Here is an 11,366-nt window from a genome sequence, read left to right on the forward strand (position 1 = left end):
GCATGAAGGTCGGCGTTCCCAGCGAGATCAAGCCGAACGAGCATCGGGTCGGCCTGACCCCGACCGCCGTGCGCGAGTACGTCGCCCGCGGCCACCAGGTCGCGGTGCAGGCCGGCGCCGGGGCCGGGGCGGGCTATGCCGACGACGCCTATGTCCGGGCCGGGGCGAGCATCGCGCCCGACGCCGAGACGGTGTTTCGCGACAACGCGCTGATCGTGAAGGTCAAGGAGCCGCAGCCCGCCGAGTGGGCGCGGCTGAACGAGACGCACATCCTCTTCACCTACCTGCACCTGGCCCCCGATCCCGACCAGGCCGAGGGCCTGCTGACGTCGGGCTGCGCGGCCATCGCCTACGAGACCGTGACCGACGCGGCCGGCGGGTTGCCCTTGCTGGCGCCGATGTCGGAGGTGGCCGGGCGGATCGCGGTCTTCTCGGCCGGCGAGACCCTGCTCAAGCACAACGGCGGCATGGGGTTGCTGATCTCGGGCGTGCCCGGCGTGCCGCCGGCGCGGGTCTGCGTGCTGGGCGGCGGGGTGGTCGGCGTCAACGCCGCGCGCATGGCCGCGGGGCTGGGGGCCGAGGTGGTGGTGCTGGAGCGCTCGATCCCGCGCATGCGCCAGATCGACGACCTGTTCCAGGGGCGCATCCTGACCCGCTACTCGACCCTCGACGCGGTCGAGGAAGAGGTGCTGAAGGCCGACGTGGTGATCGGCGCGGTGCTGACGCCCGGAGCCTCGGCGCCCAAGCTGATCAATCGCGAGCAACTGAAGCGGATGAAGGCCGGCGCGGTGCTGGTCGACGTCTCCATCGACCAGGGCGGCTGTTTCGAGACCTCGCACCCGACTACCCACGCCGACCCGACCTATGTGGTCGACGGGATCGTCCACTATTGCGTGGCCAACATGCCCGGCGCCGTGCCGCGGACCTCGTCGGAAGCCCTGGTCCACGCCACCTTGCCCTTCGGCCTGGCCCTGGCCGACCGCGGGCTGGCGGCGCTGCGCGAGAACCTGCACCTGGCCAGGGGGCTCAACGTGCTGAAGGGCGCGGTGACCCATCCAGCCGTGGCCGAGGCGCTGGGCAAGGACTTCGTCGATCCGTTCGGAGCCTGGGCGAAGCGGTAGGCCGCCCTCCACCCGTGTCATCCCGGTTTGCGAAGCAAGACCGGGACCCATGAACACCGGATGGGTCAGGATGCGGCTCGGCCGCGCCCCATTCTTCGGATTCAGACGCGAATGGGTCCCGGTCTTCGGCTGCGCCGAAACCGGGATGACACAAGTGGAGGTTGCGTTGTCAGGCCGCCCAGCGGGCCAGGTCCTGGCGGCCCTGGGTGATGTCGAGCACGTCCTGCATGGCGAAGGCCGGGTCGGCCGCGTGCAGGGCGTCGTAGACCGCGCGGGCGAAGGCGAAGTCGGCCGGGGTCTTCACCCGCCAGTCCAGCCGCGAGAGGTCGCGCGGCGCGTGGTGATGCGCCTGGGCGAACAGGTCGGGCCGCGCGCGGATCTGGGCCAGCGGCGAGCGCGTGCCGGCCGATTGCGGGTCGGCCAGGGCGATCGAGGCGTTCAGCGCCGCGACGCTCGCCACCTCGACCTCCAGGCCCTTGGGATAGGTGCGCTCGACCCGGTTGGAGGCGTAGGCCGCGCCGGTAGAGAGCGCCAGGCGCACGATATCGTCGATGATCGCGGGATCGACGAAGGGGCAGTCGCCCTTGATGCGGACCAGGTGGGTCGGCGCGCTGGCGGCCTCGACGGTGCGCAGGAAGCGTTCGGCCAGGTTGCTGGCGGCCCCGCGCAGCACGCTCTGGCCGCGCGAGAGCAGATAGGTGGCCAGGGGATCGTCCACCGGCTCGACGCTGGTGGCGACGATCAGGCGCGAGACGGTGCGCGCGGCGCGGATGCGTTCGACCTGGCGCCAGACCATCGGCTCGCCGCGCAGCGGGGCCATCGCCTTGCCCGGCAGCCGTGCGGAGGTCATCCGGGCCTGCAGGACGGCGAGGATCATGGCGCGGCCTCCTTCGGGGGCGGGCGCGCGGGCGGCCTTAGGCGGCGGCCCAGGCGCGGGGATCGAGGGCGACCGGATCATCGATCGCCATCTCGTCCCAATCAAGGTCGGGGGGCGGGCTGGAGGCGGCCGCGATCACGGCCGACAGCTCGGCGGCGGAGGTGACGCCCACCAGCACGGTGGCGGCTTCCACGCGCGAGAGCGCGAAGCCCAGCGCCGCCTGCAGCGGGTCGGAACGGCCCTCGGCGATCAGCCGGCGGGCGCGGGAGATGCGGCTGGCGGCCGCCTTCAGGTGCGTCGGCGCGCGGTCCGGCGGCAGGAACAGCAGGCCGTTCAGGAAGATCGAGCGCAGGTGCACCTCGACGCCGATGCCGGCCAGGGCCGCCAGGGTGCCGTCGATCAGCAGCCGCTGGTCGAGCAGCGAGGCCGGGGCCTGGACGATGTCGGGGCGGAAGCGGCGGGCGACGCCCAGCGGATCGTCGGAGGCGAAGACCGAGACGCCGATCTTGCGGGTCAGGCCGGCGTCCTTCATCGCCTTCAGGCGGTTCCACAGCGCCATGCCGTGCGGCCCGAACAGGTCGGCGGCGCAGGGCACCAGGATGGCGTCGGCCTGCTCCACGCCCAGGCGGCGCAGGGTGGCGCGGGCCTCGGCCTCGACATAGTCGGGGCCGCGGTCGGGGCGCACGGTGGAGATCGAGACGCGGAACGGGGTCGGGCGCGGCAGCACTTCGCCCAGCGCCGCCTCGGCGACGCCCGAATGGCCGTCGACGTCCAGCACCGGCAGTTGCGCGCGCGCGGCGATGTCCAGGATGTCCCGGGCTTCGGCCTTGGGCGCGCGGCCGCGGACCAGGGTCGTCTGGTCGAGACCGAACTGTGCGGAGCCGAGGCCGAGCTTGGAGAGCGGTGAGGTCATGAAGCCGGTGACGCTGGATACGAAAGCGAGGAAGCGCCATCTTCGCGGCAATGCCTAAAGAACAGGTGTCTAGGACCTTTCCAGGGGGTTAAAGTCGAGCCATGCGTGAGCCGCTCCCCGAATGGCCGATGTTCGGCATGGCCGACGATGCGCGGCCCGCGCTACGCCAAGCCCAGCAACGGAATCTGCCCCTCGCCCTGGCGACCCTGACCTCGGTCGAGGGCGGCGGCCCGCGTCCGCCGGGCACGCAGATGGTGTTCGCCGACGGAATCGTCGCCGGTTACTTTTCCGGGGGCTGCGTGGAGAGCGACGTCGCCGATCACGCCTTCGCCTGCCTCGAGGACGGCGCGCCCCGGCGGCTGGTCTATGGCGCCGGCAGCCCCTGGCCCGACATCCAGTTGCTCTGCGGCGCGCGCATCGAGATCTTCATCGAGCGGGTGCAGCCGGGCGACCCGGCCCTGGCCGAGCTGCTGCGCGCCCAGGATGCGCGGCGGCCGGTGGTCTGGGTCAGCGACGGGACGCGGCGCGAATGCGGCCCGGCGCCCGCGCCCTGGGACGGCGCGATCGTCCAGGTCTACGAGCCGACGCCGCGGCTGGTGGTGTTCGGCGCCGATCCGACCGCCCTGGCCATCGCCCAACTGGGCGCCCAGGCGGGCATGGAGACCACCCTGGTGCGGCCCAAGGGCCCGCAGGCCCCGCCGCCGATCCCCGGCGTCGCCTATCGCCGCGACGAGCCGGCGCAGGCGCTGGCGGCGATCGGGACCGACGCCTGGACGGCCATCGCCATCGCCACCCACAGCCTCGACCTGGACCGCGAGGCGCTGGCCGCGGCCCTGCCCTCGGCGGCGGGCTATGTCGGCCTGCTGGGCGCGCGCAAGCGCCTGCCCGAGCGGCTGGCCCCGCTGCGCGCGGCCGGCTTCCCCGAGGCGCGGCTGCGGCAACTGCACGCGCCCATCGGCCTCGACATCGGCGGCAAGGCCCCGTGGGAGGTGGCGCTCTCGGTGATCGGCGAGATCACCGCCCTGCGCCATGCCCGCCTGGCCGAGGAGCCGCGCAAGGCGACCCCGAAGCGGGCGACGGCCTAGCTGTCCTCCCCGCTTGGGGGCGCACCTTGATCCTCACCCCCGCGCCAGGGGCAGCACCTCGACCAGGTCGCCCGCGGCCTGGGCCGGGGCGTCGGCGGGGCGGCGCAGCAGGGCGTCGGCGGCGGCGAAGACGGTGACCAGCGAGGAATCCTGGTCGCGGTAGGGCTCGGCGACCAGGCCCCCGTCGACGTGGTTGAGCTTGGCGCGCATCCAGTGCTCGCGCGACCCGTTGGCGCCCAGCGGCGCGGCCAGCCGGGCGCTGGCCATCGGCAGGTTTTCGGGCCCGCCCTGCATCTTCATGACGATGGGCTTGAGGAACAGTTCGGCGCAGACGAAGGCCGAGGCCGGGTTGCCGGGCAGGCCCAGCAGCCGGCGCCCGTCGCCCAGCACCCCGAAGAAGGTCGGCTTGCCGGGGCGGACATTGACGCTGGCGACCTTGAGCGACAGGCCCAGCGCCTGGGCCGCGGCCCGCACCAGGTCGTGGTCGCCGACCGAGGCCCCGCCGACGGTGACGATCAGGTCGGCGTCCGCATCGCGCAGGGCGGCGATCACCGCGTCCAGCTCGTCGCGGACCGGCTTGCACTTGAAGGCCAGGCCGCCCCAGCCCTCGACCATGGCGGCAAGGGCCGGCGCGCCGGAATCGTAGATCTGGTAGGGGCCCGGCGCGGCCGGCGCCTCGACGATCTCCTCGCCGGTGGACACGATCGCCACCCGCGGCCGGGCGTGGACGAGGACCTCGGCGCGCCCGGCGGAGGCCGCCAGGGACAACCGCCAGGGATCGATGCGGGTTCCGGCCCGCAGCAAGGTCTCGCCGGCCCGGAAGTCGCCGCCGGCCGGGCGCAGGTTGGCCCCGGGCGCGGAGGCCGGCACCGTGACCTGGTCGCCCTCGCGGGTGGCGTCCTCCTGGATGACGATGGTGTCGGCGCCCTTGGGCATGGCCGCGCCGGTGAAGATCCGCACCGCCTGGCCGGGCTGCAGCATGGCTTCGTAGCCGTGGCCGGCCGCGCTCTCGCCGGCGATGGCCAGGGTTCCGGGCGCGTCGGCGCTGCGCAGCGCCCAGCCGTCCATGGCCGAGGCGTCGAAGGGCGGCTGGTGGCGGATCGCCGCGACGTCCTGCGCCAGCACCCGGCCGATGGCGGCCTTCAGGGCGAGGGTCTCGCCGGCCAGGGGCGCGACCTCGGCCAGCATCCGCGCGCGGGCGTCCTCGACCGGCAGCAGCTTCATGCCCGCACCCAGTCGCCGGACTTGCCGCCGCTCTTGGCCAGCAGGCGCACGGTCTCGATGGTCATGGCTTTGTCGGCCGCCTTCAGCATGTCGTAGATGGTCAGGCAGGCGACCGAGACGGCGGTCAGCGCCTCCATCTCCACCCCGGTCCGGCCCGAGGTCTTGACCCGTGCGGTGACGGCCAGGCCGCCCTCGGCCGGGGCCACCCGCACCTCGATCTTGCTGAGCGCCAGCGGGTGGCACAGCGGGATCAGGTCGGCGGTCTTCTTGGCGGCCATGATCCCGGCGATCTCGGCGGTGGCGCGCACGTCGCCCTTCTTGGCGTCGCCCGACAGCGCCAGGGCCAGGGTGGCGGCGTCCATGCGCACGAAGCCCTCGGCGGCGGCTTCACGCGACGTGACCGCCTTGTCCGAGACGTCGACCATGTGGGCGCGGCCGGTCGCGTCGATGTGGGTGAGCTTGCTCACTACTTCTCCAACAGGCGGGGCATGAGCTCGACCATGTTGCAGGGGCCATGGCGGCTGTCGAGCTGGGCCGAGATCACCTTGTCCCAGCCATCCTTCACCGCGCCGTTCGAGCCGGGCAGGCAGAACACGAACACCCCGTCGACGATGCCGGCGACGGCGCGGCTCTGCAGGGTCGAGAGTCCGACCGACTGGTAGCTGACCAGGTGGAAGATCACCGAGAAGCCGTCGATCTTCTTGTCGAACAGCGGCTCGACCGCTTCGGGCGTCACGTCGCGGCCGGTGATGCCGGTGCCGCCGGTGGTGATGATCGCATCGACGCTGCCCGAGGCGACCCAGGCTTTGATCTGCTCGCGGATCTGGGCGACGTCGTCCTTGACGATGCCGCGGTCGGCCAGCTCATGCCCGGCGCCGACGATGCGCTCGGCCAGCACGTGGCCGGAGGTGTCGCTCTCCTCGTCGCGGGTGTCGGAGACGGTCAGCACGGCGATGCGGACCGGCTTGATCGCCTGGCTCTCGTCGATGCGGCCGCCGGGGGTGAAGGCGTTCATGGCTTGGAGGTCTCCCATCGGGCGATGTCGGCGTGGTCCTGGTCGCGCGGTTCGATCCAGCGCGCGCCGTCCGGGCCGGTCTCCTTCTTCCAGAAGGGGGCGCGGCTCTTCAAGTAGTCCATCAGGAAATCGCAGGCCTCGAAGGCCGCGCGACGGTGCGTGGCGGCGGCGGCCACGAAGACGATGGCCTCGCCGGGGGCGATCTTGCCGATCCGGTGGACGATGTGGACGTCGTCGAGCGCGAAGCGGGCCATGGCCTGCTCGGCGATCTGGCCGATCTGCGCCTCGGTGAAGCCGCGATAGGCCTCCAGCTCCAGCGTCGTGGTCGCGCCGCGCTCGGCGCGGGCCAGGCCGGTGAAGGTGGCGATGGCGCCGGTCTCGCTGCGGCCGCGGCTGAAGGCGCCGAGCAGGGCGCCGGGGTCGAAGGGCTGGTCGGTCAGGCTGATCATCCGCCGCTCATCGGCGGCAGGAAGGCGACCTCGGAGCCGGCGCCGAGCGCCGCGTCGCCGCGGACGATGGCCTGGTCCAGCGCCACCTGGACGCCGGGCCGGGCCAGCGCCTCGGCGAGGTCCGCGTCCTCGCCCGACAGCAGGGCGCGCAGGGCGGCGATCGAGGCGCTCTCGACCTCGCGCTCGCGCCAGCCGGCGATGTCGCTGAGGCGACCGAACAGCAGGACCCTGGCCATGACCCCTAGCCCCCGGTGGTCGACATGTGGCGCGCGACGGCCGGGGCCGCGGCGCGGGCGATCTGGAAGTCATGGCCCTGCGGCTTGGCGTTGATCGCCAGGCGGATGGCGTGGGCCAGGCCCTCGTCGTCGGCTCCGGCGCGGATCACCGCGCGCAGGTCGCTGGCGTCCTCGCGGCCCAGGCAGGTGTGCAGCGTGCCGGTGCAGGTCAGCCGCACGCGGTTGCAGCTTTCGCAGAAATTATGGCTGAGCGGGGTGATGAACCCCAGCCGCCCGCCGGTCTCCTCGACCCGCACATAGCGCGCCGGGCCGCCGGTGCGGTGGGCGATCTCGTTCAAGGTCCAGAAGCTCTCCAGCTCGCGGCGGACGTCCTTGAGCGACAGGAACTGGTCGCTGCGGTCGACCTCGATCTCGCCCAGCGGCATGGCCTCGATCAGGGTCATGTCGCAGCCGCGGGCGTGGGCCCAGGCGATCAGGTCGGGCAGTTCGGCGGCGTTGGCGTCCTTCAGCGCTACGGCGTTGATCTTCACCGCCAGGCCGGCGGCCAGGGCCGCGTCGATGCCGGCGATGACCTTGGGCAACTGGCCGCCGCGGGTCAGGACGCGGAACCTGGCCGGGTCCAGGGTGTCCATCGAGACGTTCACCCGCCGCACGCCCACCCGAGCCAGGTCGGCGGCGAACTCCTCCAGCCGCGTGCCGTTGGTGGTCAGGGTCAGCTCGTCCAGCGCCCCGCTCCGCAGGTGCCGCGAGAGGTTCTCGAACAGGCCCATCACCCCCTTGCGCACCAGCGGCTCGCCGCCGCTGATCCGCAGCTTGCGGGTCCCCAGGGCCACGAAGGCCGAGGCGATGCGGTCCAGCTCCTCCAGGGTCAGCACCTGGGCCTTGGGCAGGAAGGTCATGTGCTCGGACATGCAGTATACGCAGCGCAGGTCGCAACGGTCGGTGACCGAGACGCGCAGATAGCTCACAGTCCGGCCGAAGCCGTCGATCAGCGGCTGGACGCGGGCCTCTTGCGGCGATGCGGCGTCATAGGGCGTCATGCTGACCATAAGATAGAGGGGAACACGGTTTGGCGACAGGGGCGCCCGAATTCGAGGCTGTGGTCCTGGCCGCCGGCGCGGGCCGGCGGTTCGGCGGCGGCAAGCTGCTCGCGCCTTGGGCAGGCGGCGCCTTGCTGGACGGCGCCCTGGCCGCGGCGTTCGCTGCCCCGGTAAGGCGCGTTATCGTCGTCACCGGGGCGGACGGGGAACAGGTGGGGGCCGCGGCCCGCGCATTTGCCGTTCGTTTAGGCGCCCAGGACCGGCTGCTGGTGGTCCACGCGGCCGACCACGACGAGGGAATGGGCGCCTCGCTGCGCCGCGCCGCCGCCGTGCTGCCCGCCGATTGTGCAGGTGCGTTCGTTTTCCTGGGAGACATGCCGCGCGTGCCCCATGGCGTGCTGGAAAGCCTGGCGCGCGCGGTCCGCGCCGGGGCGCCCGCCGCCGCGCCGGTGTTCGAGGGCCAGCGCGGCCATCCGGCGCTGATCGGCCCTGCGCTGCTGCCGCAACTCCTCACCCTGCAGGGCGACGCCGGCGCCCGCGCGATCCTGAAGGACCTGGGACAGCGGCTCGCCCTGGTGCAGGCCCCCGACGACGGCGTGCTGTTCGACGTCGACCAGCCGGGCGACCTCAGCCGCTAGGCCTTGACGAACGGCTGGCTCAGGGTCGGCTGGCCGGTGAGGGCCAGCAGGGCGTTGGCCACCGCCGGGCCGATCACCGGGGTTCCGGGCTCGCCCACCCCGCTCGGCGCATTGCCGGACGGGACGATGTAGGTCTCCACGCTCGGGGCCTCGGAGTTGCGCAGCACCCGGTAGGTGTCGAAGTTGCCCTGCTCGACCACGCCGTCCTTCAGGGTGACCTCGCCGTACAGCGCCGCCGACAGCCCGTAGCAGGTCCCGCCCTCCATCTGGGCGGCGATCTGGTCGGGCGAGATCGCCGTGCCGCAGTCGATGGCGGTGACCACGCGGCCGACCTTGGGGGCGCCGCCGTCCAGCTTGACCTCGGCCACCTGGGCGACCACCGAGCCGAAGCTTTCGTGCACCGCCACGCCGCGGGTCCAGCCCGCGGGCGCTGGGGTCGTCCAGCCGGCCTTCTCGGCGGCCAGGTCCAGCACCGCCAGGTGCCGGTCGGCGCCGGCCTTGGCGTAGAGCGCACGGCGGTACTCGACCGGGTCCTTGCCGGCCCGGCGGGCGAGCTGGTCGATGGTGTGCTCCATCACATAGGCTGTATGGGTCGCGCCCACCGAGCGCCACCAGAGCACCGGCACGCCGGAGTCGGGCATGATCAACTGGGCGTCGACGATCGGCGTCGCCTTCAGGTACGGCGAGCCCAGGGTCCCCTCGACCGCCGTCTCGTCCAGCTTGGGCTGGCCCATGGGCGAGCCCTTCATCAGGGTCTGGGTCACCACCCGCTGGCGCCAGCTTGCCGGGTAGCCGTCCGGGTCCAGGGTGACGCGCACCGTATGGTGGGTGATCGGCCGGAAGTAGCCGGCGGCCATGTCGTCCTCGCGGGTCCAGACCAGCTTCACCGGCCGGTCCTTGCCGACCTTCTTGGCGATCTCGACGCACTCGGCGACGTAGTCGGACTGGAAGTTCGCCCGCCGGCCGAACGAGCCGCCGGCGAACAGGGTCTCGATCTGCACCGCTCCGGGCAGCATGCCGACGATCTTGGCGGTGTTGAGCTGGTCGATGGTCGGGATCTGCGAGCCGAAGGTCAGCCTGGCCTTGCCGCCGCTGACCTGGGCCACGCAGTTCATCGGCTCCATGGTCGCGTGGGCCAGGAACGGGAAGTCGTAGGCCGCCTCGAAGGCCTCGCCCTTGACGGTGGCGATGTCGCCCTTGGTCTCGAAGGCCTGCCATTTCTCCTTGTCGGCCGGCTGGGCCTTGCCTGAGGCCAGGTCCTTGTAGCGGGCCAGGATGGCGTCGGAGGACCGGGTCTCGGCCGCGTCCTCGTTCCAGGTCACCTGCAGGGCCTCGCGCCCCTGCTTGGCGGCCCAGGTGGTCTCGGCGACCACGGCCACGCCGCTGGGGATCTGGTAGACCTCGACCACGCCGGGGACCTTCCTGGCCTCCGCAGCGTCGAACGAGGCGACCTTGGCCCCGAACTTCGGGGCGTGGGCGACCATGGCGACCAGCATGTTCGGCAACTGGACGTCCTGGGTGAACCTGGCCGTGCCGTCCGACTTGGCCTGGGCGTCCTTGCGCCGCACCTGGTCGGTCCCGATCAGGCTGAAGGCCTTCGGATCCTTGAGGACAGGCGTGGCGGGCGCCGTCGCCTGGGCCGCGTCGGCCACCAGTTCGCCGAAGCCCGCGCTCCTGCCCGAACCTGCGTGGGAGAGGACGCCGTCCTTCACCGTGATCTCGCCGGCCGGCACGCTCCACCGGTTGGCGGCGGCCTCGACGAACATGGCGCGGGCCGAGGCGCCGGCCTTGCGTAGCTGGTCCCAGGAATTGGAGATCGCCGAGGAGCCGCCGGTGCCCTGCACGCCCATGCCGGTGTTGGCGTAGGTCTTGGCGATGGCCGGGGCCTGCTCGACCCGGACCCTGGACCAGTCGGCGTCCAGTTCCTCGGCGACGATGGCCGCCAGGCCGGCGTGATTGCCCTGGCCGAACTCGATGTGCTTGGAGACGACGGTGACCACGCCGTCCGGCGCGATCTTGATGAAGGGGCCGAAGGCGCCGAAGTCCTGCTTGGCGCCGATCGACAGCAGGTCGCCGGGCGAGCAGGCCCCGACCACCAGCGCGCCGCCCACCAGGGCCGCGCCGACCACGACGTCGCGGCGCGTGGCGCCGGCGAGGTCGGAATTCTTTACCGGAGCGTTCATCGGCGGCTTCCCCTTCAGGCCTTGACCGGCTGCGGCGCGCCGGCGGCGTCCTTGATCGCGGCGCGGACCCGCTGATAGGTCCCGCAGCGGCAGATGTTGCCGTCCATGGCCGCGTCGATGTCGGCGTCGGTGGGCTTCGGATTGGCGGTCAGCAGGGCGGCGGCCGACATGATCTGGCCCGACTGGCAGTAGCCGCACTGGGGGACGTCGTGCCTGACCCAGGCCTGCTGCAGCGGGTGGGCGCCGCCCAGGCCCTCGATGGTGGTGATCTTGCTGGCGGCGAGCGCCTCGATCGGGGTCACGCAGGCGCGGATCGCCTGGCCGTCGACCATCACCGTGCAGGCGCCGCACTGGGCCATGCCGCAGCCGTACTTCGTGCCGGTGAGCTGGAGCTCGTCGCGCAGCACCCACAGCAGCGGCGTGTCGGGCGCCGCCTTCACGGCCAGGGGCTTGCCGTTGACGTCGAGAGTCATGGCCATGGGTGTGCCTCCGCGATGTGAGCGTGCGCTCATCTAACGGCGTTTAGAGCGACCGGTAAAGGGCTGCGTTTCGCGCCGACCACGGCTAGGCTGGGGCGCGTGACAG

Annotated in this window: 13 protein-coding genes; 3 read left to right on the plus strand and 10 right to left on the minus strand. The window is 72.5% G+C overall.

Features of this window, described 5'->3' with window-relative positions:
* The first annotated feature begins 2 nt into the window (after nucleotides 1–2).
* The gene (ald, locus tag RTL41_RS11975; RefSeq protein ID WP_312164654.1) at nucleotides 3–1,121 is read left to right on the plus strand and encodes an alanine dehydrogenase; all 1,119 of its coding nucleotides are present in this window, start codon (nucleotides 3–5) and stop codon (nucleotides 1,119–1,121) included.
* Between the two features lie 169 nt (nucleotides 1,122–1,290).
* Here the strand turns inward: ald and RTL41_RS11980 are convergent, their stop codons facing one another.
* Complete coding sequence (locus RTL41_RS11980) at nucleotides 1,291–1,998, minus strand: cytidylyltransferase domain-containing protein (RefSeq protein WP_312164657.1); 708 nt, start codon at nucleotides 1,996–1,998, stop codon at nucleotides 1,291–1,293.
* A 37-nt stretch (nucleotides 1,999–2,035) separates the two neighbouring features.
* Entirely contained in the window at nucleotides 2,036–2,911 is an 876-nt protein-coding gene (locus RTL41_RS11985; protein WP_312164660.1) for a bifunctional regulator KidO, read from the minus strand.
* Nucleotides 2,912–3,012: 101 nt separating this feature from the next.
* Between RTL41_RS11985 and RTL41_RS11990 the strand changes: the two genes are divergently transcribed.
* Nucleotides 3,013–3,996, plus strand: a complete 984-nt coding sequence (locus RTL41_RS11990) for an XdhC family protein (RefSeq protein WP_312164662.1) — start codon at nucleotides 3,013–3,015, stop codon at nucleotides 3,994–3,996.
* 33 nt (nucleotides 3,997–4,029) lie between these two features.
* On the opposite strand, the gene glp is transcribed toward RTL41_RS11990, so the two are convergent.
* The 6 genes from glp to moaA are packed head-to-tail and all read right to left on the minus strand — an operon-like array spanning nucleotide 4,030 to nucleotide 7,960.
* Entirely contained in the window at nucleotides 4,030–5,220 is a 1,191-nt protein-coding gene (gene glp, locus RTL41_RS11995; protein ID WP_312164664.1) for a gephyrin-like molybdotransferase Glp, read from the minus strand.
* Nucleotides 5,217–5,687: a cyclic pyranopterin monophosphate synthase MoaC gene (gene moaC / locus RTL41_RS12000; protein WP_312164667.1), complete on the minus strand. Its 471-nt coding sequence runs from the start codon at nucleotides 5,685–5,687 to the stop codon at nucleotides 5,217–5,219. Before moaC ends, glp begins: the two co-directional genes overlap by 4 nt.
* Entirely contained in the window at nucleotides 5,687–6,235 is a 549-nt protein-coding gene (gene moaB, locus RTL41_RS12005; protein ID WP_312164668.1) for a molybdenum cofactor biosynthesis protein B, read from the minus strand. The genes moaC and moaB overlap by 1 nt, the downstream gene beginning before the upstream one ends.
* Nucleotides 6,232–6,684, minus strand: a complete 453-nt coding sequence (locus RTL41_RS12010; protein ID WP_312164669.1) for a molybdenum cofactor biosynthesis protein MoaE — start codon at nucleotides 6,682–6,684, stop codon at nucleotides 6,232–6,234. The genes moaB and RTL41_RS12010 overlap by 4 nt, the downstream gene beginning before the upstream one ends.
* Entirely contained in the window at nucleotides 6,681–6,920 is a 240-nt protein-coding gene (locus RTL41_RS12015; RefSeq protein WP_312164671.1) for a MoaD/ThiS family protein, read from the minus strand. The genes RTL41_RS12010 and RTL41_RS12015 overlap by 4 nt, the downstream gene beginning before the upstream one ends.
* Before the next feature lie 5 nt (nucleotides 6,921–6,925).
* Complete coding sequence (moaA, locus tag RTL41_RS12020; protein ID WP_312164672.1) at nucleotides 6,926–7,960, minus strand: GTP 3',8-cyclase MoaA; 1,035 nt, start codon at nucleotides 7,958–7,960, stop codon at nucleotides 6,926–6,928.
* 29 nt (nucleotides 7,961–7,989) lie between these two features.
* Between moaA and RTL41_RS12025 the strand changes: the two genes are divergently transcribed.
* Nucleotides 7,990–8,598 (plus strand): NTP transferase domain-containing protein, encoded by a 609-nt coding sequence (locus RTL41_RS12025; RefSeq protein ID WP_312164674.1) that lies wholly within the window; start codon nucleotides 7,990–7,992, stop codon nucleotides 8,596–8,598.
* On the opposite strand, the gene RTL41_RS12030 is transcribed toward RTL41_RS12025, so the two are convergent.
* Together RTL41_RS12030 and RTL41_RS12035 are read right to left on the minus strand one after the other, a co-directional pair.
* Nucleotides 8,595–10,781, minus strand: a complete 2,187-nt coding sequence (locus tag RTL41_RS12030; RefSeq protein ID WP_312164676.1) for a xanthine dehydrogenase family protein molybdopterin-binding subunit — start codon at nucleotides 10,779–10,781, stop codon at nucleotides 8,595–8,597. The genes RTL41_RS12025 and RTL41_RS12030 overlap by 4 nt on opposite strands.
* A 14-nt stretch (nucleotides 10,782–10,795) precedes the next feature.
* The gene (locus RTL41_RS12035) at nucleotides 10,796–11,260 is read right to left on the minus strand and encodes a 2Fe-2S iron-sulfur cluster-binding protein (protein ID WP_312164678.1); all 465 of its coding nucleotides are present in this window, start codon (nucleotides 11,258–11,260) and stop codon (nucleotides 10,796–10,798) included.
* Between the last annotated feature and the right edge of the window lie 106 nt (nucleotides 11,261–11,366).

The sequence above is a fragment of the Phenylobacterium sp. genome (assembly GCF_031984885.1).
Lineage (GTDB): Bacteria > Pseudomonadota > Alphaproteobacteria > Caulobacterales > Caulobacteraceae > Phenylobacterium.

What these genes read in the sequence shown, in the direction of transcription:
- ald (WP_312164654.1), top strand. Translation starts at nt 3, where the DNA reads ATGAAGGTCGGCGTTCCCAGCGAGATCAAGCCGAACGAGCATCGGGTC.
- RTL41_RS11980 (WP_312164657.1), bottom strand. Translation starts at nt 1,998, where the DNA reads ATGATCCTCGCCGTCCTGCAGGCCCGGATGACCTCCGCACGGCTGCCG.
- RTL41_RS11985 (WP_312164660.1), bottom strand. Translation starts at nt 2,911, where the DNA reads ATGACCTCACCGCTCTCCAAGCTCGGCCTCGGCTCCGCACAGTTCGGT.
- RTL41_RS11990 (WP_312164662.1), top strand. Translation starts at nt 3,013, where the DNA reads ATGCGTGAGCCGCTCCCCGAATGGCCGATGTTCGGCATGGCCGACGAT.
- glp (WP_312164664.1), bottom strand. Translation starts at nt 5,220, where the DNA reads ATGAAGCTGCTGCCGGTCGAGGACGCCCGCGCGCGGATGCTGGCCGAG.
- moaB (WP_312164668.1), bottom strand. Translation starts at nt 6,235, where the DNA reads ATGAACGCCTTCACCCCCGGCGGCCGCATCGACGAGAGCCAGGCGATC.
- RTL41_RS12010 (WP_312164669.1), bottom strand. Translation starts at nt 6,684, where the DNA reads ATGATCAGCCTGACCGACCAGCCCTTCGACCCCGGCGCCCTGCTCGGC.
- RTL41_RS12015 (WP_312164671.1), bottom strand. Translation starts at nt 6,920, where the DNA reads ATGGCCAGGGTCCTGCTGTTCGGTCGCCTCAGCGACATCGCCGGCTGG.
- moaA (WP_312164672.1), bottom strand. Translation starts at nt 7,960, where the DNA reads ATGACGCCCTATGACGCCGCATCGCCGCAAGAGGCCCGCGTCCAGCCG.
- RTL41_RS12030 (WP_312164676.1), bottom strand. Translation starts at nt 10,781, where the DNA reads ATGAACGCTCCGGTAAAGAATTCCGACCTCGCCGGCGCCACGCGCCGC.
- RTL41_RS12035 (WP_312164678.1), bottom strand. Translation starts at nt 11,260, where the DNA reads ATGGCCATGACTCTCGACGTCAACGGCAAGCCCCTGGCCGTGAAGGCG.